The organism is Mycobacterium sp. E3247, assembly GCF_001667785.1.
Lineage (GTDB): Bacteria > Actinomycetota > Actinomycetes > Mycobacteriales > Mycobacteriaceae > Mycobacterium.
The window spans coordinates 1-22129 of sequence record NZ_LZJG01000117.1; the positions used below are offsets into that span (position 1 = coordinate 1).

Consider the following 22129-nt stretch of genomic DNA (forward strand, 5'->3'; position numbering starts at 1 on the left):
AACCCCATCGCCTCGATCAGCGGGCCCATCCACTCCGCGTCGCGGCGGGCCAGGTAGTCGTTGATGGTCACCACGTGGACGTGCCGCCCGGCCAGCGCGTAGCCGGCCGCCGCGATCGCCCCCGAGAGCGTCTTGCCCTCACCGGTGGCCATTTCGATGACGTCGCCCGCGAGCATGCGCAGCGCCCCGAGCAGCTGCACGTCAAACGGACGTAGGGCCGTCGATCGCTCGGCCGCCTCCCGGGCGATGGCGAGGAACTGCGGGATGTCCTCGGACTCGGCGAGGTCGTCGAGGTTGAGCAGCCCGGCGGCCTTGCGCAGCTGCTCGTCGGTGAGGCCTGCGGCTTCCTCGTCGTATTCGGACGAGTCGGTGACCTGGCCGAGGGATCGGCTGCGGTTCTTCTCGGTGCTGGCGCCGAGCAGTCGCCAAAAACGGCTGCTCAGGCGGCCGGGTTGTGGGCGGGTGGTCTTTGGCACAGGTCAACGGTACGCGACCCGCCAGCGTGCGTGTCCGTCCGCGACACGCGGTTCACGCCAGGTTGGAGCGGCGGGGATACGCCACGTTGGGGTCGGTGAGGACGTTGACGACGGCGGGCAGGCCGCTGCCGAAGGCGCGTTCCAGCGCGGGCCGCAGCTCGGCCGGGGCGGAGACCAGCTCGCCGTGGCCGCCGAGGGCGCGCACCACCTCGTCGTAGCGGGTTCCCGGGCGCAGTTCGGCCACCACCGAATAGCCGTACAACGCCTCCATCGGGTGCTTCTCCAGCCCCCAGATTCCGTTGTTGCCGATCACCGAGACGACGGGCACGTTGTGCCGTACCAGGGTGTCCCACTCCATGCCGCTGAAGCCGAACGCGCCGTCACCCTGCAGCAGGACGACCTGACGGTCCGGCCGGGCCAGCTTGGCGGCCAGGGCGTAGCCGGGGCCCGAGCCGAGGCACCCGAAGGGGCCGCTGTCCAGCCAGCAGCCGGGTAGGTAGCTGTCGATCACCCGTCCGGCGTAGGAGCCGAAATCGCCCCCGTCGATGACGACGATGGCGTCGCGGTCCAGCATCGGGGCGAGCTCCGCGTACACCCGCATGGGATGCAGCGGGATGCGATCGTCGGCGAGCTCCGTCTTCTCCTTGCCGCGCGCCGCGGTCTCGGCCGTCCGCAGCTCGTCGATCCACCCCCGGTGATCGGTCCCGCCGCCGGCGGCCAGCGCCGCCAGCGTCGACAACAGGTCCCCGTAGAGCTCGGCTTCGACCGGGCGGGGATGTTTGCGCTCGGGTTCGGCGCGATCCACCACGATGAGCCGGGTTTGCGGCCCGAACACGGCGCCGAAGCCGAGCCGGAAGTCCATGGGCACCCCGACTATGAGCGCAACATCGGCCTCGCCCAACGCTTTTCCGCGCACCCGGGAGAACGCCAGCGGATGATCGGCGGGCACCGCGCCGCGGGCCATCCCGTTCATCAATACCGGGATCTGCAGTTCCTCGGCGAGACGCAGCAGGGCCGCCTCCCCGTGTCCCCACCAGACGTTGGTGCCGGCCATGATCACCGGCCGCTCCGCCGTGGACAGCAGGCCGGCGGCGCGGCCGAGCGAGTCGCCGTCGGGGGTCGGCCCCGGCGGCAGGTCGGCGAGGGCGCCGGGGCCGCCGTGATCCTCGGACATCGAAAACACGTGGTCCATGGGGAAGTCGACGAAGCCGACGCCCGACGGGGCGCCGACCGCCGCCCGCAACGCCTCGTCGACGAGCCGCCCCGCGTCGTCGGCCGACTGCGCCGTGGCGGCGAAGCGCGCCAGCGGCGTCACGAACGGCACGTGGTCGATCTCCTGCAGCGAGCCCATGCCCCACCGTCCCGCGGGCGCCCGCCCGCCCAGCACGACGAGCGGCGACTGGTTCTGCTGCGCGGCCGCCATCGCGCTCATCCCGTTGGTGACGCCCGGCCCGGCGGTGAGCGCGGCGACGCCCGGCACCCGCGTCACTTTCGACCAGCCCTCGGCGGCGAAGGCCGCGGTCTGCTCATGCCGGGTGTCGATCAGCCGCACGCCCTCCTCTCGGCAGCCGTCGTAGACCGAGAACAGGTGGCCGCCGGACAACGTGAACACGGTGTCGACACCGCTGGCCCGCAGGCGCCGCGCGATGAGCCGTCCGGCGTGCAATGTTTGTGTGGGGATGGCGTCGGTGCTCATAACCGCAGCCTATCCAGATCCTTCGGGTACCTTCGCCGGAGGATTTCAAGTTCCAGCAGAGTCCACCAGCGACCGTGAGGAGACAGCGACCATGGGCCCAAAGCCGTTCAAGCCCTCGATCGACTGGTCGACGGCCACCATCGATTCCTTGCGGTGGGTGGCCATCGCATGGCTCGTCAGCGCGGTGGTGCTCTTCATCGTGCTGGTCGCCTTCAGGTACCTCACACCGTGGGGCCGCCAGTTCTGGCGGATCACCCGCGGGTACTTCGTCGGGGCCCACAGCGTGCGCGTGTGGCTGATGCTCGGGGTGCTGTTGCTGTCGGTCCTCCTGTCGGTGCGGCTCATGGTGTTGCTCAGCTACCAGGGCAACGACCTGTACACGGCGGTGCAGAAGGCGGTGCAGGGTCTTGCGGCCGACGACGACGCGGTCAAACAGTCCGGGATTCACGGCTTCTGGATGTCGATCGCGATCTTCAGCGTGCTCGCGGTCCTGTACGTCATCCGGTTCATGATCGACATCTACCTGACGCAGCGGTTCATCATCGCCTGGCGCATGTGGCTGACGGCGAATCTCACCGACGACTGGCTCGCCGGGCGGGCCTACTACCGCGACCTGTTCATCGACCACACCATCGACAACCCCGACCAGCGCATCCAGCAGGACATCGACATCTTCACCGCCAATGCGGGCGGCACCCCGAACATCCCGTCCAACGGCACCGGCAGCACCTTGCTGTTCGGGGCCGTCAACGCCGTGGCCTCGGTGATTTCCTTCGCCGCGATTCTGTGGAACCTGTCCGGAAATCTCACCGTGCTCGGCGTTGACCTGCCACGCGCGATGTTCTGGACGGTGCTGGTTTACGTGCTGGTCGCCACGGTGGTGGCGATCTGGTTGGGCCATCCCCTGATTCGGCTCAGCTTCGACAACGAGAGGCTCAACGCCGCGTTCCGGTACGCCCTGGTGCGATTGCGTGACGCTGCGGAGGCCGTGGGTTTCTACCGCGGCGAGCGCGTGGAGCGGACGCAGCTGTGGCGGCGCTTCACCCCGATCATCGACAACTACCGCAAGTTCGTCCGCCGAACCATCATCTTCAACGGATGGAACTGGTCGGTCTCGCAGGCGATCGTGCCGTTGCCGTGGGTGATTCAGGCGCCGCGGCTGTTCGCCGGCCGGATCGATTTCGGCGACGTGGGTCAAAGCGCGACCGCCTTTGGCAATATTCAGGATTCGCTGTCGTTCTTCCGCAACAACTACGACGCCTTCGCCGCCTTCCGGGCGTCGATCATCCGGTTGCACGGCCTGGTCGATGCCAACGAGAAGGGGCGCGCGCTGCCGACCATACTGGTCAAGCCGAGCGAAGAGACCGCCGTCGAGCTTCGCGACCTCGAGGTGCGCACCCCGGCCGGTGACCGGCTGATCGACCCGCTGGATGTGCAACTCGCCGAAGGGGATTCGCTGGTGATCACCGGTCGCTCCGGCGCCGGCAAGACCACGCTGCTGCGCAGTCTGGCTGAGTTGTGGCCGTACGCCTCCGGCACCCTGTGCCGCCCGGACGGCGACAACGCGACGATGTTCCTGTCGCAGTTGCCCTACGTGCCGCTGGGCAGCCTGCGCACCGTGGTCTGTTACCCGAATTCCCCGGACGGCATCTCCGATGACGAACTGCGGGAGGTACTCACCAAAGTCGCCCTGGCGCCACTGCTCGACCGGCTCGACGAAGAGCGGGACTGGGCCAAGGTGCTTTCACCCGGCGAGCAGCAGCGTGTCGCCTTCGCGCGCATCCTGCTGACCAAACCCAAGGCGGTATTCCTCGACGAGGCCACCTCGGCGCTCGACGAGGGGCTGGAATTCGCGCTGTACCAACTCCTGCGGACCGAATTGCCGGACTGCGTGGTGGTCAGCGTCAGTCATCGGCCCACGGTCGAACAGCACCACGAACAAGAGCTGCAGTTGCTCGGCGGCGGCCCGTGGCGGCTTGGCCCCGTGGAGGAAAAGAAGGAACCCGCCCCGGTCTAACAGCTGCCGGCCGCGTGCGCTCCGGCGCCGGGTCGTCACGCGCCTACGCGCCCCCGGCCCTGCCGGCCGCGTGCGCTCCGGCGCGGCGGCCGAAGAACGATCCCTCCCCCAGCTGCGTCCCGCTGGCGTAGCCCTTGCCGTCCTGGGCGATGTTCGACGCGCAGGCCCCGGCCGCATACAAGCCCGGCACCACAGCACCGTCCTGACGCAACACCTCGCCATCCACGGACGTGGCGAGCCCACCAATGGTGAAACCGGCGTACATCGCCTTCCCCAGTGACATGTCGAACGCGCCCCAGGGCCCCTGGTCTTGCGCGGCAAGGAATTCGGGCTGTTTGTGGAAGTCGGGGTCCTCGCCGCGGGCGGCGTTGGCGTTGTAGCGGTCCAGCGTCGCTACCAGGTTGCCCTCCGGAATGCCAAGCGCGGCTTCCATTTCCGCGACGGTCTCCCATCCGTCGATCAGCGGGACCAGCGGCATCTTGGGGTGCTCCAGGTGCGCCTCGTCGACGATGAGGAACGCCGCGCTGTCCGGCTGGTCCATGATGAACCCGGAAGTCCTCGAGTGGTACGAATCCTCGGCGACGAAGCGCCGTCCGAGCTTGTTGACGATGATTCCCGTCAACAGGATCGACGGCGGGTAAGGCGGGGCCGTGATGAAGATCTGGTCCATGTGTTCGGTGGCGCCGCCCGCCGAGACGCCCATGCGGATCCCCAGGCCGTCGTCGTAGGTATTGCCCAGCACGAACGGTTTCTCGGCCAGCTTCGGAGTGTACTCGGCCACCATCTCCGGGTTCATCACGAACCCGCCCGCAGCGATGATCACCGACTTTGCCTTGACCGCACCGGTTTCGGAGAACTGCTTCCACATGACACCGCTCACCGCGCCGGAACCGTCGACGATGAGCTCGGTGGCGCCCGTCTCGTACCGGATCTGCACGCCCAGGCTCGCGGCGCGCTTGAGCAGCAGGTCGATCACCATGCTGGCGCCGCCGGTGTCGCCGGGCACCGGCACCTTGTGGCCGCGCGGCGCCGGCACCGCCTTCTCCAGGAACGGCCACACCTTCTCGTTGCCGGTGAACATCAGGCCCTCGGTGTTGGGCTGAATGACCGCCTTGCCCGGGAAGTAACTGCGCTCGAATTGAAAACCCAACTCTTCCAGCCAGTTGAAATGCTCGACGCTGCCCTCGCAGTAGGCGCGGATCTTGTCGTGGTCGGGCTGGCGGGACACGGCGACCAGGTACTTGTACATCTCCTCGGGCGAGTCGGGGTGACCGGTCGCCTCCTGAACCGCCGTTCCGCCACCGAGGTAGAAGTGGCCCCCGGCAAGCGACGTGGTGGCGCCCGCCGCCGCGGCGCGCTCCAGCACCAGCACCCGCGCCCCGGCCGCCGCAGCACTGACGGCGGCGCATCCGCCCGCGATGCCGAAGCCGACCACGACCACGTCGACGTCATCGGACCACGACGTGACGTCGTCCGCGCTGACCGTTGTCGGTATCTCGGTGCTCATTTGCGCCACTCCTCTTCATCACTGCGTTCTGCATCGTCGCCGGCGCGGCTCACCGCTGCTCCTGTTTGATGTAGTCGTAGAACGCCCTCATCTCGGGCGCAATGTAGGCGATCTCCACGAACGGCACCGCCGCCTGCGGCGCCGATACGTAACCGAACTGGATCCCGCCGGGCATCACACCTTGCTGCACCACTTTCGCCCCGAATCGCGCCGACTCTGCCAATGCGGCCTCGAACTGCTCGGGGCTTTCCACCTCCATGCAGATGTGGTGCAGGCCGGGCCCGGATTCGCGCAGAAAGTCACTATAGATGTTCTCGCCACGGACCGGTTGGATCAGCTCCAGCTGCATGTCGCCGAGGTAGCTCAGTGAGATGCTGGCGACGAAATCGGCCGGCTTGCCTCGGTAGCTGCAGGAGTCCGGAGTAAAGTGTACATCGGGGATCCGGACCCACTTGCGCACGCCTAACATGCCGGTGAGCGCGGTTTCCGTGGCGGCAAGGTCGGTGGTGACCCACGCGATCTGCGTCGGCGATTGAACGGGAAGGCTCATCGTCTCGCAGGATAGTCCAGTGGCTCGGCCCCCAGGAAGGCCCGCGGCAACTTTGCCGTGACGAGCCGCCGCGGTCACACCGGAGCCGGGTGAACATGTTCTATTTCGCGCCCCGCGCGACCGTCAATGTCGGGCCAGCATGTCGACCAGCAGCCGAAGCTGGGCGTCGAAAACCGCCTCCGGGTCGGTCACGGTGTCGGCGCCGTATTGGCCGAACACCTCGAGGCTGATCGCACCCAACACACCCGCCCAGAGCAGGAAGCACTTAGCGACGACCTCGTCATCGCCGGGAAACCCGAATTCCTGGCGGATCCGGTCGAAGTCCGACGACATGGGTTGGGGCGCAACGGCATCGGTGAGCCGGATGTCGCCGGTGGCAATCCCCGACGCCACGGCGTCGAAGAAGGCGGCCACCACTCTGGTCCCCACGGCGACGGTGCGCTCGGGCGGAGCGTGATACCCGGGCACGGGGCTGCCGTACAGCAGAGCCCAGCGGGCCGGGTGCGCGACGGCCCATCGCCGCGCCGCCCGGGAAATAGCCACGACATCGTCACTCCAGAGATCCCCGACAGCCTCGCGGGCACGGTCGACGGAGTCGGCAAGGTCCGTATAGGCGTCGACCAGCAGCAGGGTCAGCAGTTCGTCCCGGCTGGACACGTACCGGTACACGGCCGACGACACCATGCCGAGGTCCCGGGCGATCGCGCGCACGGACAACCCGGCCGCGCCGCGGTCGACCAACTGCTGGCGGCCCAGCTGGATGATGCGGGCCTCGATTTGCTCCCGCGTTTCCTGGCGTTTGCCCACACGGCCAGTCTGGCACAACCGAGATCACTGCTCTTGCTTTCTGCGCAGGATTGTGGCATCGTGCGCGTTCAAGAGAGCACTGCTCTCTTTTTATTCGCTAGAGAGGACACGACATGTCGACGCGATACGAAGAGCCGAACGGTCTCGCGCGGGCCGCCAACGCGGTGATCCGCTGGCTTGCCGAGCTGGGCGTCAGCATCGCCGGGACGCGCGCGCTGCGGGTCCGCGGGCGAAAGAGCGGCAAGCCGCGGTCGGTGGTCATCAACCTGCTCACCGTCGACGGCGTGGGTTATCTGGTCTCACCCCGGGGCGACACCCAGTGGGCACGCAACGTCAGAGCCGCGGGCGTGGTCGAGACGGGCCCCCGCTGGCGGAGGCGCCGCGCCCGGGCCAGCGAGGTTGCCGACTCGGCAAAGCCGGAGCTGCTGCGGCGCTATCTGGACCGCTGGTATTGGCAAGTCAAGGACTACGTCGCGGGGCTGACGCCGGACAGCACCGAGGAGCAGTTCCGGGCCGCCGCGCCGACGATCCCGGTGTTCGCCCTCGCGGAGGCCGACGCGACTCGCTGAATGGCCTAGCGGGCGCCCCCGCGCGCCACCCCGAGATCCTCGCGGACCTCTTCGGAGGTGGCCCGCCACGACACCGCCGCCGGGAAGTCACCCCAGACACTGTTGAAGATCCCCACCAACAGCCCGGGACCGGCGCTCGAGGGCAGGTACACCGGGCCGCCGGAGTCGCCGTTGTGGCTCTGTACGCCGTGCGACATGGTGAACCAGCCGTTGTTCACGCTTTCCACGGTCCCGCAGGTCTCGCCGGTGCTCACGCCGAAATGGCAGATCGCCTGTCCCGGCGCGAGCGCGGCCGCCGGATTCGAGATCAGTGGACGCCCGCCCGGCAGGACGTTGTTCGCCATCACGCCGTTGTCCAGCACGATCGCCTCGTAGTCGGTGATCAACTGGTCGGTGGCCACCGTCGTACCGCTGGGCGTGTTGTCCCGGAAGGCCGCCAGGCGGCCGATGACCGCGCCGCCTCGGTCGGTGACGACCCCCTCGCCACCCCGGCAGTGCCCCGCGGTGAACGCGATCTTCAGGCCGGGGTCGACGTAGCCCAGCGTGCAGACGCGGTTGCCCTGATGGATCTCCATGCCCGGATAGACCGCGACGGGGTCAGCTTGAGCCGGCGCAAGCGGCACGGATTGCGCGAGCGCGGCGACGGTGACCGACGCGGTGAATGCGCGCATTGCCAGGCGACGCACCATGAACTCCGATCCGTCGGGGCCAAATCTCGACCGATTTGAGATTACGGCGTGACTTTCGGTTACGCAGAAGTCTTCGCGCCGTCGGCCGCCCGCGTTACGGCGTCGCCGCGAGGGGAAGGGCCGCCTCCGGGCGGCCCGCGGTGCGCGGGACCCAGCCCGGTGGGCCGAACACGTAGCCCAACCGATCGCGCAGGCGGGTCGCCGATCGCCAGTCCCGGGCGATCGCGACGTACTCGCGGGTCTGCAGCTTCCAGATGTTGAACGTGTCGACCTGCTTGGTCAGCCCGTAATGCGGGCGGAACAGCTCGGCCTGGAAGCTGCCGAAGAGCCGGTCCCAGATGATGAGGATGCCGCCGTAGTTCTTGTCGAGATAGATCTGGTCCATCCCGTGGTGCACCCGATGGTGGGACGGGGTGTTGAACAGGAATTCGAAGGGCCGTGGCAGCTTGTCGATCCGTTCGGTGTGCACCCAGAACTGGTAGATCAGGCTGATGGAGAAACTGAAGAACACCATCCAGGGCGGAATTCCCAACAGCGGCAAGGGAACCCACATCAGGATCTCGCCGCTGTTGTTCCACTTCTGGCGCAGCGCGGTGGCGAAGTTGAAGTATTCGCTCGAGTGATGAGCCTGGTGCGTCGCCCAGATCAACCGCACCCGGTGCGCGATCCGGTGGTAGGCGTAGTACAGCAGGTCGACACCGAGGAGTGCGATGACCCACGTGTACCACCGGCCCGCCGAGAGTTGCCAGGGCGCCAGATAGGCGTAGATCGCCGCGTAGCCGAACAGGGCCAGGGTCTTCCACGCCGCGGTGGTGCCCACCGAAACCAGTCCCATCGAGATGCTGGCCAGTGAGTCGCGGGTGAGGTACGCGCCCGCGACGGGCCGCCCGTCCTCGGCGATGCTTTTCAGCTTCCGCGCCGCCGTCCATTCCAGCGTCAACAGCAACAAGAAGAAAGGAATGGCGAGCAGCACCGGATCCCGCATCTGCGGGGGCAGCGCCGACACAAAGCCTGAGACCGTACTCACAGGGATAAGACTACGACGAGCGGCGGGACGGCCGGGTTCCCTTGGTCCGGTATGCGGCCCATGCCGAGACCGACATCGACCAAAACTGCAGCAAACGGCGCTAGCCGCGCCCGTCCGATCGTGCTTCGTCGCCTGCGTACCACTGCACCGCTCGTACTCCGGGCTGCAGGGACAGCTCCGCCACCAGCCGCTCCAGCCGGGATGGGGCGTCCCCGTCCATGAGTAGGTGCGCAGTCAACGTGATCTCGTCTTCGCCTGCCTGACCGGTGTGGATTCCGCGCAGCGTGATGTCGTTGCTGCTCGCGTGCTGCACGATCTGGGCGCGTGCGTACTTCTCGTGTTTCGGGCGAGAGATCACCTGCACCAGGTAGGGCCGCAGGCTTTCGTCCTCGTCGCCGGTGTTGTCGCGGTCGATCAGTCGGCCCAGCGGGCGTCCGAGCACGTGGATGCCGATCACCGTCCCGGTGCCGATCAACGCGAAGACCAGGTGGCCGGACGCCGCCAGGACGCCGATCGCGGCCGAACACCACAGGGTGGCGGCGGTGTTGAGGCCCCGGACGTTGACCCCTTCACGCAGGATCACCCCACCGCCGAGGAATCCGATACCGGACACCACGTAGGAGGCGACCCTGGTGGGGCTGGTGTCCGTGGTGGCGGCGGCGTACAGAACGAACAACGTCGCGCCGCCGGCGACCAGCGCGTTCGTGCGCAGGCCGGCTCGCCGCGCCCGCCATTGCCGCTCCAGACCGATGAGGGCGCCGCAGCCCACCCCGACGGCAAGCCGGAGCGCGAAATCGGCGACGCTCAGCGTCTCCACCGGTATTCCCTCCCCCTCGTTCCCGGCCTCGCACGGCCGCTGTAGCCGCAGCTAACCAGGCCCAGGTGAACGGCGGGTGGACCACAACCCAATCAGACGCACGGCGTCCACGCGCGCGAAACCTGCGGGCAACCGGCCGACTGTTGTGGTCGCGCCCAGCTAGCTCTTGTTGAGTTGCTGGGGGCAGTAGTACTTCGCGGCGATCGCCAGAAACGACGTTGCGTGATCGGTGGTGAGTCCGGGGTTTTGGGCTTTGAGTTCGTTGACCATCTGGGGGCCGTACTCGCCGTTGCCCATCGACTCGCACACCGCTTTGGCGAACTGGACGGCCGCGTCGGACGTCTTGTAGGTGATACCCGCGCTGCTCAGCGACGCGAGAAAGCTCGACTCGTCGACGCCACCGGTATCGGGGTCGCCGTACGCGGGCGCGGCGAGCATGATCACGGCGCAACCAACGATCAGCGCCACCAGCAGCCTCATAGCTGGGCATTGTCCCATGTCGAAGTGTTGTGCGCAGCGCGGCATTGAGATCGCTGAAGCCCGTTGCCTCTCAAGCTAATTCGACGATCACCGCCGCACGTCAGGCCTTGCTGAGTTGGTGTGGGCAGTAGTACTTCGCCGAGATCATCGCGAAGTTGGATGCCATCTCCATGTCCATCCCGGGATTGTGCGTCTTCACGTCGTGCACCAACTCCAGGCCCGATTCACCGTTGTTGAGGCACGAACACACCGCCCGGCCGGCGCCGACGGCCGCATCCGGGCTGGCGAAGGTGAAGCCGGCCTGATGCAGGGCGGCGAGGAACGCGCCGTCATCACCGTCGGGTTCCGGCGGAGGGCCCGCGGATGCCGGTGCGGCCAGGCCGATCACGAGGGGGACGCCCAGAAGCGCTAGAAGCCGTTTCATTTCCTACCTTCTCTCATGCCGACGGGAAGACGCGTTGACGGCGGGACTCGCCCAGTCGACCGATGAACAACGTTGCCGCCTAACCCAATTGCGCGGCGTCGGGCACGACTTTGGCCTTGTCGCCCTTCTTCAGATGCACCGCGTGGATGCCGGGTTTCTTCGCCAGCTGCTCGAGCAGGGCGTCGAGACCTTCCTGGTCGACGTTGTGGTGCTGCACCGTTTCCGGTTTCTCCGAGATCTGCGCGACCAGACGCTTGAGCTGTTCGGGCGACTGTGGGTCCTTGAGGTCCTTGATCGGCTTCATCCGGTTGCGCACACCGGCACCGACCACGGTGGGTCCCCCGGCGCCGAGCGCGCTTCCCAGCATCCCCGCCATCCCCATGGAACTGAACAGGCCGCCCTCGCCCAGTGCGGCCGCGGGCACCGCCTCCGGCCCGGCGGCCGACAGCGCGGCGGCCACCGTGCGGATGGCCGGCGTGGAGGTGGCCCAGCTGGGCGGAACCGACAGCTTGCCCACCAGCGTGCCGGCGTTGCCCATGTTCGCTATGGGGCTGATCGCGCTGTAGAGCGTGCCGCGACCGAAGCCCAACGCCCCGAGCCCGGCCCCCAGCGCGTCCTTGGGCAACGCGCCGTAGGCGATGGGCGGGGCGAACTTCAGCCACTGCGACACGGGGAAGTTGATCAGCAATCCGACGTCGTTGAACTGCGTGGTGAGCCCCAACGGAACCTTGACCGCGTTGTACATAGCGGTGATCAACGGGGTGCCCCCGGGGGTGGTCCCGAAGCCCTTCAGGAATGTCGTTATCGCGGTGTTGTACTGGGTGGCGAGCTGCGAGAGCCATGCCAGTATCGGGTTGCCCGCGGTCGCGGTCGTCGTCAGCGAGCTGGCCGCTGCGGTGACGTTTGACCCCGCGTTGCCGACCGACGTGCCTGCAGCCTGGGTCATCGCGGCCGCTTGCATCGTGGTGCCGGCGCTGTTTGTGGTCGCCGGCGGCTGGGTGAACGGCGTGAACTTGGTCGCGGCCTCGGACGTGCTGGCGTAGGTGTCCATCGCCACGGCGTCCTGGGCCCACATTTCGCCGTACTGCGTCTCGGTGGCGGCGATCGCGGCCGTGTTCTGCCCGAACAGGTTGGTCGCCATCAGCTGTGCCAGCAGGGCGCGATTCTCCGCGATCACCGGAGGCGGCACGTGGGCGGCGAACGCCGCCTCGTAGGCGGTTGCCGCCGAGGCGGCCTGGGTCGCGGCTTCCTGGGCCTGTACGGCGGTCTGTTGCATCCAGGCCACGTAGGGGGCGGCCGCCGCCGCCATCGCCTGGGCCGACGGACCAACCCAGGGCCCGGTGGTCAGGCTGGCGATCACCGACGAGTAGGCCGAGGCCGTCGACTGCAGCTCGGTGGCCAGGTTTTCCCAGCCGGTCGCCGCGGCGACCAGCGACTCCGCTCCCGGGCCGCTGTACATCCGACCCGAGTTGAACTCCGGCGGAAAGGCTCCGTAAAACATCGTTGTCTCCTCTACTCGGGCGCTTGCGCGGACGGTGCTGGACTGGTGTGCGTCGTGGTCATCGCCGTCACTCCTCGATGTAAGGGATCACGATGATGGTGGCTGCGGCGGGATCGGCCTCGGCGACGACGCCGCCAAGTGAGCCGGCCGCCGCGGTGCCGCCGACGGAGTGGGTCGCGGTGGCCGCAACGGCGCGTCCGGCCAAGCTGGACAGGGCCATCTGGCTGAAGACGCCCTCTTCGCCTGCCAACGCGGCGGGGGCGGCCGCGATGTTGGCGGGCAGGACCTGGGAGAGCGTCCGGATCGCCGGAGCTGCTTCCGTCCAGCCCTGGGGCACCGACATGCTGCCAACCAGCGCTGCCTTGCCCATGGACCCCGACACCGGTCCCACGGCGGAACTCAGCATCGGCCGCACCGCGCTCGGACCACTGGTCAGCGGGGCGAGAGCTCCGGAGATCGCCTTCGGGCCGGACAAGTAGGCGGCGGCACTCTGGCCGTTCTGACCCCAGGCGTACGCCTGACCGAACGACAGGAACGGGCCACCCGGAACGCTGCTCCACGACTGTGGGGAGTATGGCCCGGTCACCACCGACCAGATGTTGTTCCAGTAGTCCAGGTTCTGCCCTATTCCGGTGGTGACCCCGGTCCCCGTCGTCCCGGCATTCGGTGCCGCGTTGCCGACGGTCGAGGCCGCTTGCATCGTGGTGCTCAGCTGCGACAGCTGCGCGGCGGTGTTCGAGCCGGACTGCGCACTGGACTGGGTGACCGCGGCCGCCTGCCTCGGCGCGGCCGACTGGTTGGTGGTCTGGGGTGGCTCGGCGAACGGGGTCAGCTGCGACGCGGTCGCCGACGAGGCCGCGTAGCCGTACATCGCGGCGGCGTCCTGCGCCCACATCTCCATGTATTGGGCCTCGGTGGCGGCGATCGCCGGAGTGTTCTGGCCGAGGATGTTCGTGGCAATCAAGGTCGCCAGCAGCGCGCGGTTGGCGGCGATCACCGGCGGCGGCACGGTGGCCGCAAAAGCCGCCTCGTAGGCGCCCGCGGCCAGCTTGGCCTGGGCGCCGGTCGCTTCGGCCTGAGCCCCGGTCGCGTGAATCCACGCCACATACGGCGCCGCGGCGGCGGCCATCGCTATCGACGACGGCCCCGTCCACGGTCCCGTCGCCAGCGCTTCGACCGCCGAGTTGTACGACGCGCCGGTGGCCTGCAACTCCGCGGCCAACTCGTCCCAGGCCGCCGCGGCGGCGAGCAGCGGACCCGACCCCGCACCGACATACATCCGCCCCGAGTTGATCTCCGGCGGAAGCGCCCCGAAATCCAGCATCTACTACCTCCGGTCCCCTAAGTGGCCGCCATGGTAGGCGTGGCTTAGCTGCCCTGGCCGCATTCGAACCTCGGTTCTAATGAAACGCATCAAATCCACCACCGAGACCATGAGCTCATTTCACACGTGTCGGACAACTGACCATTTTCTCCTTTATCTGAGGCCCCACCAAGATTGGTGCGCAGCCCAGCGTCGCACCGCTTCACGAATGTAAGTGAAATTGTCACCGCACTGTATTCGGTCGGCGTTCCCGGAAGGTAACGACATGTAAATAATGAATGTCAGCGCGGCGTACCTCGGTGTGAGAACTCTGCGTCTGTAGCTACTCCTTTTGATTCGGGAAGAGCGACGTGAGAACGATTTTTGGCATAAATCAGCAATGGATTGTGAGGTGATTCACAACCGTGAATTAGAACGCAGAATTCCGCGGATCGGCACTATCGCGACGATTCGCTACATCAATTCTAACCGAGGTTTACGCGGAGTCGAATCGGCCCGTACTAGCCTCCTATTTCCATGCGAAAAAACAGCATAAAAAAGCCGCAGGCGGTAATGCGCAAAAGCCCGATCGGTTCAGACCCGCAAGCTCATGGCGCACATGTCAATCCGAAATAATTACGTCCTCAACCTCACATGCGATTACGCCCAATTGGAACCGACCGCGCCGTCGGTGCCGGACACGTTGCTCCGGCAGTCTTTGGCTTCTTCCCGTCGGCGTTGGCCTGCTGGTAGACCACTTGGGCGTTGTCGCCCAACTGGTGGCAGGCCACCGAACCGGCACCGCCCCGGGAGTCGCCGGCGGCAAGCACATCGCGAACGATGGCCTGACGGTCGGCTTCCAGCGAGAACGCTGCGGCGCCAATAGTGGCGGCGGCATGGGCGTCTACGCCGCCGGATTGATGGTTAGTTGTCACGCCATTCCCCTACCGTTCATCAACACGAAGGGTAAACGGGCTACTCCTCGCCGCCGCTGATTAGCTGCTGACAGTTTCCTGGGAGCCAGGTTTTCCCAGACCATGCGCGGTTTCTCAAGCGTCACCGGGGGCCTGTGGCGGTGGTCAGAACGTTGCCAACCGTCCGACTTTGCTCAAACGATGTGTAAAGACCGTCGCGACCGTGGGCCGCGGCCCAAGCCACAGAGTTGTCGATACCGGCTCGCAGCTCCGTCGGCCGTGGTGATATCGGAGCCGGGTGCATCGACCACCCCGCGGGAACCGGAACGGGCTTACGTGGTCTTGTTCTCCGCGACTGCCGCGCTGAGGCCCTCGGCGAGGTCCTCCTGAGTCAGCTCCCTGAACCGCAGTAGCTGCCGCTCGCTGAATTCGGTGACGTCACTGGACAGCACCGCGTCCAGGTCCTCGTCGTCCAGGCGGAAGCTGCGGTGATCGCGTGCCTTCTCCACCACGTTGCGTACGAAACCGGCATTGCCGAGCGTATCGATTCCGCGGATCAAGTCGCCGTCTTCGGAGTAGCTCTCGTCGAGATAAAACCTGGTATACGACGGCAACAGGGATTGGGCCGCTTCCTCGGTGATGACGTCCTCGTTCTCCTGGCCCATCAACCGGGTCAGCGCGACCAGCTCCTCCGGGGTATAGCTGAAGAACTCGATCACCGTCGAAAACCGCCGCCGCAGACCCTGGTTCACGTCGAGCATCTTTTCCATGGCCTTGGCGTAGCCCGCACCGAAGACCACGAGTTCGTCGCGATGGTTCTCCATGTACAACAGCAACGTGTTGATGATCGCGTTACCGTACGGGTCACCCTGCTGGTAGCCCTTCTCGTGCAAGGTGTGCATCTCGTCGAAGAACACCGCCCCGCCCAAGGCTTCCTCGAGCATCTCCTCGGTGTTCTTCTCCGCGTCGGCCATGTATCGGCCCAACAGCTTGGTCCGGCTGGTCTCGACCACGACCGGCTTGCGTAGCACCGTCAAGCCGCACAGCTGCTTGGCGAATGCTCGCGCCACCGACGTCTTACCGGTGCCGGGCGGCCCCAGCAGCAGGGTGTGCCGCGACGTCACCGGCACGGGGAGGCCCATCTTGGCGCGCGCCAGGTTCACCTTCGTCGTCGCCTTGATGAGTTTGATCTCCCGCTTGGCGCGCTCCATGCCCAGCATCGCGTTGAGCTCCGCGTCACCCTCGGCGAGATAGCGCGCGGCCTCCTCGGCGTGGCGCGCGGCCTCCACCTCCGCCCGGGTCGGCGCGCTGTCCGCATCCCACGGATCGGTGCGCGCCTCGATGGTTTCCGGGTCGGTCAGGACCAGTCGATAGTTCGGGTTGTCCAGCGCTTCTCGGGCCGGGCTGAACTTCGGATCCCGCGAATAGACCCGGCGCAGCAGCTCGACGGCCTCTTCCTCGCGTCCCAGGTGTCGCAAGCACATGCCCTGGGTGTACAGGGCAATGTTGGCCGCGCCCGGTACCCGGTCACCCTCGACGGCGTCCTGGCCACGCCGCAGCGCCTCCTCGAAGACACCGAGCGACGCCAGCGCCGTGGTGGCCATCGCCGCGCCGGCGGCCTTCAGCTCGGGCTGACGCCAGACCTTGCCCTCCGGGAACTGATTGAGCACGTCCGGCCAGCGGCCGGTCCGGAAATACAGCACACCTCGCACGTAGTCGACCAGCTCCTGCTCGAACGGCTGGCGGGGCTCGATCCCGTCGAGCAGCTCCGCGGCCTCCTCGTAGCGCTTGGCCTCGGCGAGAACGGCCGCGTAGGCGCACGCAAGCGACTCGACGCTGGTGACGGCCAGCTGCAGGAACAAGCCCTCCGAAACCTGCGGACGGAAGTGCAGATCGGTGACCCCTAGCCGGCGGGTCTCCCACCCGAACGTCCGGATCGACGCCCACGCGCCGGCGAGCACCTCGATGCTGCGCTCCCCCGCCAGTAGCCGCGCCAGCCAGGCGTCGCACATCCCGGGGTCCAAATTGCTTGCCGTGGTGAACATCTGCGATGCCACCTGGGGGTTGTGACTCGGTTGTAGCCCGTTGACCGATATCCCGGATGCCAACAGGCCGGCGACCATCGCGTTGCGGGCGCCTTCAGCCGTCGATTGCGGCCGCGTCATTGGGCTACAGGCACGCCCGCCGGGCTCCCTCGCAGCTGGTCGACCGACAGCACCAGGTCGTCGTCGTCACGCAGGCCGCGGCTCGGCACGACAAGCAGGTCGCGGGTGGCCGGTGCCGGCAGGCTGGCACGGACGGCCGCCAACTGACGTCCGGTGAGGCGGTTGAGGCCGGCGGACACGTCTCGGGGCAGCCGCTTCTCGCTGTGGTAGCGGACCCAGGCCGAAATCTGCGGCCGGCCCGCTCGAGCGGTGAGCCGGACGGTCAGCACGGTGGCCACGGTGTCCGCCTGCCACAGCTCGTCGAGCGTGTCGGTGGACAGGTCGGCGGGCGTCACCCAGAAGCTGGTGGTGAAGCCGTTGAAGTGCTTGAGGTGGCGCCAGCCGGGCCGGCTCCAGGTCGGCTCCAGGTCGGCCAGCACCGCACGGTCCACCTCGGTGATCTCCTCGGCGGTCAACGGCCTTGCGGCGCAAGTGAGCCCGTCGAGATCCTGCGCAAGCCGCTCGGTGGCCGCCACGAACGTCGAAGCCAGCGAATCACGGACCGCCACCGCGGCGATGTTTCGCTGTGGGTTCATCCGCAGCACCAGCCAGGTCCGGCGGACGTACGAGCTGGGCTCGCCGTTGGCCACCTCCCACTCCTCGGGGCCCCAGTCGTCGAGCTTCGACAACTCCGCGGCGTTACCACCGCGGCGCACCTTCACCGACACGATGTCGATGTCGTCGAGGTGAATATCGAACTGGCGCAAGCCATCAGCGACGGCCTGCACTAACAGGGTGGGCGGCGACGTCCGGTGCCGGTGTCGCGACGACGGGTCGCCGTCACCCCCGTTGAGCGCGATCACCGTCACCAGCTGGCCCTCGTACTCGCGCACGCCGACCTTGTCGCGCCCGAACCGGCGCTGGAAGTCGTGCGGCGGAGTGCAGCCCGCACCCAGCGCGGTGCCCGGATCGGCGGACCAATCCCACAGCCAGGTCGCCAATCCCGATGTCACCGTGATGCCGTGATAGGTCACCAACGACAACAGCGCGATCAACGCAGCGAGGCCGACACCCACCCAGAACGCGATGCGGTAGGTGCCCTGCCAGGACTCTGGGCAATGGCTCGCCACCACCAGGATGGCGATGTCCACCAGGAACACCGCCGTGACCCGTGGCCACGACAAAGACAACCCGAACCTGCGCTGAGCTTTCATGACTGTTACTGCTCCGCCCTCATTGCTGCTTCCGCGATCGCTTCATCAGCATCGCCGTACCAAACACGCCCCCGCCGATCAGTAACGCCCCGAGCAGGCCTCCGGCGGCCACCCACACCGGCACCATATCGCGGGCCGGGGTGGGCTTGGGGATGTTCAGAGGCGCCGAGAGTTGCTGCGGCGGCTTCAACGGCCCCTCGGGCACGTCCCACGTCAGCGCCGCCACCGGGTCGACGATGCCGTGGCCGATCTGGTTGTCCACGCCGCGTGCCGGTGCGCGGGCGGTGCGGGTCAACCGGTTGATGACCTGGTAAGCCGACAGCTGGGGGAACTTGGCGCGAACGAGCGCGGCGACGCCGGACACGATCGCGGCCGAGAAACTGGTGCCGGACGGAACCAGCAGCGTGTTGTCGGGTCCGTCGATCGCGTTGACGACGCCGTCGTCCCGGGGCGATAGCCCGACAACGTCGGTGCCGGGCGCGGCGATACCCACCCATGGACCTGCCACGCTCGTCGATCCCTGCCCCTGACCGCCCTGGGTCAACGGCCGGCCGTCTTCGTCGACCGCCCCGGCCGTCAGCACATAGTCGCTGAACCAGGACGGTGTCACGACCGTGGTGACGGCGTTCCAGTTGCGAGGATCGTTGGGCTGCAAGGGATCATGCGGCGGGTTCTGCTTGCAGTCCTTCTTGCTGGTGTCGCCTGCCGCCGCCACGATGACGGCGTTCTTGTCGACCGCCGCGTAGCGCACCGCGGCGCCCAGCGCGCGCTGGTCGATGATGTTGCGCGCGCTCATGCAGGTCACGTCCGAGATGTTGATCACCTGCGCGCCCATGTTGGCGGCGTGCACGATCGCCCGCGCCATCGTCTGCACGTCATCGATCTTCGCCCGGGTCTGCGGGTCCTCGTCGCCGGTGTAGGCGTCCTTGAGACCGAACGCCTGGCTGGACTGGCGGATCGCAATGATGTCCACGTCCGGGGCGACACCGCTGAACGCGTCGGGACCGGCCGACGGCGCCGGCGGTGGAGGTGGCGGCGGCGGCGGTGGGTCGAGCGGGCGTGGGTTGTCAACGCGAACCACGTGCCCGCCATGCGAGTAGCTCGGGATCGTCACCGTGCCGTCCGTGCGGTTGCCTGCGGGAGCCTGCCCGCCGGGTTGCACCGGTTGAGCGCCGCCTTGCGGCGCCTGCCCGCCTTGCGGTGCCTGCCCGCCTTGCGGTGCCTGCCCACCCTGCGGCGGTCCCGGCGGCGGACCGGCCGGCGCGGGCGGCTGCGGTGGAGGCGCCCCGAACGGTCCGGGAGCGGGCGGCTCCTCCTGAGGAGTGGGGGGAACCATCGTCACGGTCTGCGGCAGCGGCGACAACGTCACCGTCTGGGGCGGCGGCGCTTTCGGCGGCGGTTCGGTGGTGGGGATGGTGACCGGCCGGCGCGGCGCAGCCGGCGGCACCCCCGCGCCGTTGGCCGGGGCGGCGCCGATCATCGAGGCCACGATGGTGCCGTGCGCGTCGCAGTCCGACAACCCGTCACCGCCCATGACGTAGTCACCGCCGGGGATCAGATGCGGAAACCGCGGGTGCGGGCTCACGCCGGTGTCGATGACGGCCACCTTCACGCCGGCACCGCGGCCGAACTGCCATGCCTCCTGCAGGTTCAGCATGTCCATGTACTTGGGCTGCAGCCGGAAGTCCGTGCCGGGCAGCACCCCGACCTCGGTGCAGTAGGAGTTCTGCTTCATCGGCGCCGGCGGCCCGGGCGGACCGTCGGGCGGCACCGCCCCCGGATCGATCGTCGGCGGCGAAATCGCATAAGCGGGCGGCAAGCCGGCCAATGCTCCTGAGGCGAGCAAGATTGCGGCGAGGGCGGCAGCGGATGCGCGCCCTCGCCACACCTTGCTACTACCGGTAGCGGATTGCTGCATAGACATTCATCAACCACAATGCCAGCGGGAAGATCGGCATCAGGCAGAGGTATTCGATCCATTCCACGAACTTGCGGAACAGCGGGCTGTAGATCGTGTTGGGCACCACGGCCGCGGAGGTAAGCCCCGCCGCCGGCAGCAGCACCAGAATCGCCGCGCTGATCGACACGGCCAGGGGCGACTGCAACACGAGCGCGTACCGCGCCACGACCGCACCGACGATGAGGACGGCGGTGACGGCCAGGGTGATCGCCTGCCAGCGGTCGACGTAGGAGCGTCCGCGCAGCATCAGGAACCCGGCGCTGAAGCCGGCCAGCAGCAGCGGCAACCAGCGTTGACCGGTGTGCGGGTCCGACAACGCCGCCAGCGAGACGACCATCAGCACGCCCAGACCGATCAGCAGACCCGACAGGAAGGAGCGGGCGCGTTCGGCCTGCACCAAGACGTCACGGACGGACGCGGGTCCCTCGAGAACCGGGGGGCCACCGTCGGAGCGAACCACGGTGGTGGGCAGGTCCGGCCGGGCCTCGAACACCCACCGGCTGGTCGCGGAGGGGAACACCGGCAGCCGGATGCCGGCCAACCGGCGCGAGAGCGCCGGCGCGGTGTGGTAGACCAGCACGCACACGAGGACGACGCTGGTCAGCAGTGTCACCGCGCTGGTCATGGCGACCATTCGCGCCAGGGCCGCGATCGCCGTGACCAGGCTGATGGTGATGAGCGCGGTGTACAGCGCCAGCCGGCGCCCGGTGAAACGCACGGCCAGCATCGCGGCGATGGTCAGCACGCCGAAGCCCAACACCGCGTGCGGGGAACCCACCCCGCCGGGGGGAGCCGCCGCCGCGGCGACCGTGAGGGGCGCCAGGCCGCTCAGCAACAGGATGTCGCCGACGCGGCGATCCTGGTCGGTGCGCGCCCGCATCAGCAGCATCAACGCGACGCCGAGCACCACCGCGGCGATCACCGCGGAGTACGCCGTCGGAAGCCAGGAGTTGTGGTGCCACCGGTACCAGAGCAGCAAGCCCGAGGCGGCGGTGACGCCGGCCGCCACCATCGACGCGCCGACCTGGACCGCAACGACCGGGTCGATCGCGGCGAACCGTTTGCTCAGGTCCGCCGCCACCGCGGTGGATATGTGCTCGATGACCTGTGAGCGATGCTCGGTGTCCTGGATGAACCGGATCCACAGCCGGTCACCGTCGTAGACGTCCTGTTCGGTCAGGGACTGGGTGGCCCGCAGGGGCGTGCCGTCGACCAGGCAGAGCGCCCACCTGCCGCGACCCTTGGCCTCCAACGGCGCCTCGCCGAGCTCCCTGAGCCGGCTGTTGACCACCTTCAGCAGCGGCTCGGTCATCACCGACACCGGGGCGTTGGCGTCCAGCAGGACGCCGATCTGTACGCCCGCGCCGGCCATAACGCCGACCACGACCGCCCGAGGCTGCGAAACTCCCTCAACGTCAGGCTGTAGCGCTTCAACTACCGCAGTCATCGCCCTGAACCCCTTACCGTCGTGAACGTGTTGCCCCGCGCCGCCAGCCGGGCGGGGGTCTGCGCCGGCCCGCTTTCCGGGGCGCTGCGGCCCCCAGGAAAGTGCAGCTCGGCTATTCCGAATTCCATCTACCCCGCCTTGCGATTAATAGCTTTGGTGACGCCGGTTTGAGATTTGCTGAAATCTCTTAGAGAAGTATGCCGTGTTGGCATCTCAACCGCATGTTGAGTGCAAAGACATTGGTGAACTTTGTGTTTCGTCGAATGTCAGACCCTGCTGTGGGTTTTCCACTCGCCGTAGGGAAGTGTGTCGAGCACGGTCTTGACGCCCACCTGTACCAACTGCGGGGTCGCCGGGCAGATGGCCAGCCAGGCCTCCCCCGACCCGGCCGTCCGCGCCTGCTGGTAGAGCGCGATGCGGCCACCGGAACCGTCTTTGAGCGACAGCACCGAGGCGCTGGGGCCCTTCGCGTCGTCCCGGTATTGACGCGCATACACCGCGACCTCGGCCGCCGGGTCGGAGAGCGCCTGGCCCAGCGCGGCCACAGTGGCGGCGCTGATGCCCATCCGCCGCAGGTCACCGCCGGA

At 67.7% G+C, this 22129-nt stretch carries 18 protein-coding genes and 2 pseudogenes; 2 read left to right on the forward strand and 18 right to left on the reverse strand.

Annotation, left to right across the window (positions count from 1 at the left end; translation table 11 throughout):
- A pseudogene (gene secA2 / locus A9X04_RS06215) lies at nucleotides 1-476 on the reverse strand (accessory Sec system translocase SecA2); the annotation flags it as partial.
- Between the two features lie 52 nt (nucleotides 477-528).
- Complete coding sequence (locus tag A9X04_RS06220; protein WP_067918751.1) at nucleotides 529-2172, reverse strand: acetolactate synthase; 1644 nt, start codon at nucleotides 2170-2172, stop codon at nucleotides 529-531.
- 91 nt (nucleotides 2173-2263) lie between these two features.
- On the opposite strand from A9X04_RS06220, the gene A9X04_RS06225 reads away from it, so the two are divergent.
- Nucleotides 2264-4189 carry an ABC transporter ATP-binding protein/permease gene (locus A9X04_RS06225; protein ID WP_067918752.1) on the forward strand — a complete coding sequence of 642 codons (1926 nt, stop codon included), beginning with the start codon at nucleotides 2264-2266 and terminating at the stop codon, nucleotides 4187-4189.
- Nucleotides 4190-4232: 43 nt separating this feature from the next.
- Here A9X04_RS06225 and A9X04_RS06230 read toward each other — a convergent pair whose 3' ends face one another.
- The 3 genes from A9X04_RS06230 to A9X04_RS06240 all read right to left on the reverse strand — a co-directional run bounded on the left by A9X04_RS06230 (nucleotide 4233) and on the right by A9X04_RS06240 (nucleotide 7053).
- On the reverse strand, nucleotides 4233-5696 hold the full coding sequence (locus A9X04_RS06230) for an FAD-binding protein (RefSeq protein ID WP_067918753.1): 1464 nt from the start codon (nucleotides 5694-5696) through the stop codon (nucleotides 4233-4235).
- A 49-nt stretch (nucleotides 5697-5745) separates the two neighbouring features.
- Nucleotides 5746-6246 (reverse strand): VOC family protein, encoded by a 501-nt coding sequence (locus A9X04_RS06235; protein WP_067918755.1) that lies wholly within the window; start codon nucleotides 6244-6246, stop codon nucleotides 5746-5748.
- Nucleotides 6247-6369: 123 nt separating this feature from the next.
- Nucleotides 6370-7053 (reverse strand): TetR/AcrR family transcriptional regulator, encoded by a 684-nt coding sequence (locus tag A9X04_RS06240; protein WP_197509067.1) that lies wholly within the window; start codon nucleotides 7051-7053, stop codon nucleotides 6370-6372.
- Between the two features lie 113 nt (nucleotides 7054-7166).
- Between A9X04_RS06240 and A9X04_RS06245 the strand changes: the two genes are divergently transcribed.
- A complete protein-coding gene (locus A9X04_RS06245; protein ID WP_067918759.1) occupies nucleotides 7167-7622 on the forward strand; it encodes a nitroreductase/quinone reductase family protein in 456 nt (151 codons plus the stop codon).
- 5 nt (nucleotides 7623-7627) lie between these two features.
- Here A9X04_RS06245 and A9X04_RS06250 read toward each other — a convergent pair whose 3' ends face one another.
- From A9X04_RS06250 to A9X04_RS06305, 13 genes and pseudogenes are all read right to left on the reverse strand, one after another.
- Entirely contained in the window at nucleotides 7628-8311 is a 684-nt protein-coding gene (locus A9X04_RS06250; RefSeq protein WP_067918761.1) for a hypothetical protein, read from the reverse strand.
- A 94-nt stretch (nucleotides 8312-8405) separates the two neighbouring features.
- Nucleotides 8406-9338: a sterol desaturase family protein gene (locus tag A9X04_RS06255; RefSeq protein WP_067918763.1), complete on the reverse strand. Its 933-nt coding sequence runs from the start codon at nucleotides 9336-9338 to the stop codon at nucleotides 8406-8408.
- A 100-nt stretch (nucleotides 9339-9438) separates the two neighbouring features.
- The gene (locus tag A9X04_RS06260; RefSeq protein ID WP_067918765.1) at nucleotides 9439-10155 is read right to left on the reverse strand and encodes an MgtC/SapB family protein; all 717 of its coding nucleotides are present in this window, start codon (nucleotides 10153-10155) and stop codon (nucleotides 9439-9441) included.
- Nucleotides 10156-10314: 159 nt separating this feature from the next.
- Nucleotides 10315-10635 carry a DUF732 domain-containing protein gene (locus tag A9X04_RS06265; protein WP_067918767.1) on the reverse strand — a complete coding sequence of 107 codons (321 nt, stop codon included), beginning with the start codon at nucleotides 10633-10635 and terminating at the stop codon, nucleotides 10315-10317.
- A 100-nt stretch (nucleotides 10636-10735) separates the two neighbouring features.
- Nucleotides 10736-11059: a DUF732 domain-containing protein gene (locus A9X04_RS06270; protein WP_067918768.1), complete on the reverse strand. Its 324-nt coding sequence runs from the start codon at nucleotides 11057-11059 to the stop codon at nucleotides 10736-10738.
- A gap of 79 nt (nucleotides 11060-11138) precedes the next feature.
- The gene (locus A9X04_RS06275) at nucleotides 11139-12560 is read right to left on the reverse strand and encodes a PPE family protein (protein WP_067918770.1); all 1422 of its coding nucleotides are present in this window, start codon (nucleotides 12558-12560) and stop codon (nucleotides 11139-11141) included.
- 67 nt (nucleotides 12561-12627) lie between these two features.
- A complete protein-coding gene (locus tag A9X04_RS06280; RefSeq protein WP_067918772.1) occupies nucleotides 12628-13884 on the reverse strand; it encodes a PPE family protein in 1257 nt (418 codons plus the stop codon).
- 639 nt (nucleotides 13885-14523) lie between these two features.
- A pseudogene (locus tag A9X04_RS29510) lies at nucleotides 14524-14798 on the reverse strand (type VII secretion protein EsxI).
- A gap of 311 nt (nucleotides 14799-15109) precedes the next feature.
- Entirely contained in the window at nucleotides 15110-16942 is a 1833-nt protein-coding gene (gene eccA, locus A9X04_RS06285) for a type VII secretion AAA-ATPase EccA (protein WP_067918774.1), read from the reverse strand.
- Complete coding sequence (gene eccE / locus A9X04_RS06290; RefSeq protein WP_067918776.1) at nucleotides 16939-18135, reverse strand: type VII secretion protein EccE; 1197 nt, start codon at nucleotides 18133-18135, stop codon at nucleotides 16939-16941. The genes eccA and eccE overlap by 4 nt, the downstream gene beginning before the upstream one ends.
- A gap of 19 nt (nucleotides 18136-18154) precedes the next feature.
- A complete protein-coding gene (locus A9X04_RS06295) occupies nucleotides 18155-20053 on the reverse strand; it encodes a S8 family serine peptidase (RefSeq protein ID WP_067918778.1) in 1899 nt (632 codons plus the stop codon).
- A complete protein-coding gene (gene eccD, locus A9X04_RS06300) occupies nucleotides 20031-21542 on the reverse strand; it encodes a type VII secretion integral membrane protein EccD (RefSeq protein ID WP_067918780.1) in 1512 nt (503 codons plus the stop codon). Before eccD ends, A9X04_RS06295 begins: the two co-directional genes overlap by 23 nt.
- A 266-nt stretch (nucleotides 21543-21808) precedes the next feature.
- A partial coding sequence (locus A9X04_RS06305; RefSeq protein ID WP_197509068.1) for an ESX secretion-associated protein EspG occupies nucleotides 21809-22129 on the reverse strand: 321 nt, incomplete at its 5' end.

What these genes read in the sequence shown, in the direction of transcription:
- A9X04_RS06220 (WP_067918751.1), bottom strand. Translation starts at nt 2,172, where the DNA reads ATGAGCACCGACGCCATCCCCACACAAACATTGCACGCCGGACGGCTC.
- A9X04_RS06225 (WP_067918752.1), top strand. Translation starts at nt 2,264, where the DNA reads ATGGGCCCAAAGCCGTTCAAGCCCTCGATCGACTGGTCGACGGCCACC.
- A9X04_RS06230 (WP_067918753.1), bottom strand. Translation starts at nt 5,696, where the DNA reads ATGAGCACCGAGATACCGACAACGGTCAGCGCGGACGACGTCACGTCG.
- A9X04_RS06235 (WP_067918755.1), bottom strand. Translation starts at nt 6,246, where the DNA reads ATGAGCCTTCCCGTTCAATCGCCGACGCAGATCGCGTGGGTCACCACC.
- A9X04_RS06245 (WP_067918759.1), top strand. Translation starts at nt 7,167, where the DNA reads ATGTCGACGCGATACGAAGAGCCGAACGGTCTCGCGCGGGCCGCCAAC.
- A9X04_RS06250 (WP_067918761.1), bottom strand. Translation starts at nt 8,311, where the DNA reads ATGGTGCGTCGCCTGGCAATGCGCGCATTCACCGCGTCGGTCACCGTC.
- A9X04_RS06265 (WP_067918767.1), bottom strand. Translation starts at nt 10,635, where the DNA reads ATGAGGCTGCTGGTGGCGCTGATCGTTGGTTGCGCCGTGATCATGCTC.
- A9X04_RS06270 (WP_067918768.1), bottom strand. Translation starts at nt 11,059, where the DNA reads ATGAAACGGCTTCTAGCGCTTCTGGGCGTCCCCCTCGTGATCGGCCTG.
- A9X04_RS06275 (WP_067918770.1), bottom strand. Translation starts at nt 12,560, where the DNA reads ATGTTTTACGGAGCCTTTCCGCCGGAGTTCAACTCGGGTCGGATGTAC.
- A9X04_RS06280 (WP_067918772.1), bottom strand. Translation starts at nt 13,884, where the DNA reads ATGCTGGATTTCGGGGCGCTTCCGCCGGAGATCAACTCGGGGCGGATG.
- eccA (WP_067918774.1), bottom strand. Translation starts at nt 16,942, where the DNA reads ATGACGCGGCCGCAATCGACGGCTGAAGGCGCCCGCAACGCGATGGTC.
- eccE (WP_067918776.1), bottom strand. Translation starts at nt 18,135, where the DNA reads ATGAAAGCTCAGCGCAGGTTCGGGTTGTCTTTGTCGTGGCCACGGGTC.
- A9X04_RS06295 (WP_067918778.1), bottom strand. Translation starts at nt 20,053, where the DNA reads ATGCAGCAATCCGCTACCGGTAGTAGCAAGGTGTGGCGAGGGCGCGCA.
- eccD (WP_067918780.1), bottom strand. Translation starts at nt 21,542, where the DNA reads ATGACTGCGGTAGTTGAAGCGCTACAGCCTGACGTTGAGGGAGTTTCG.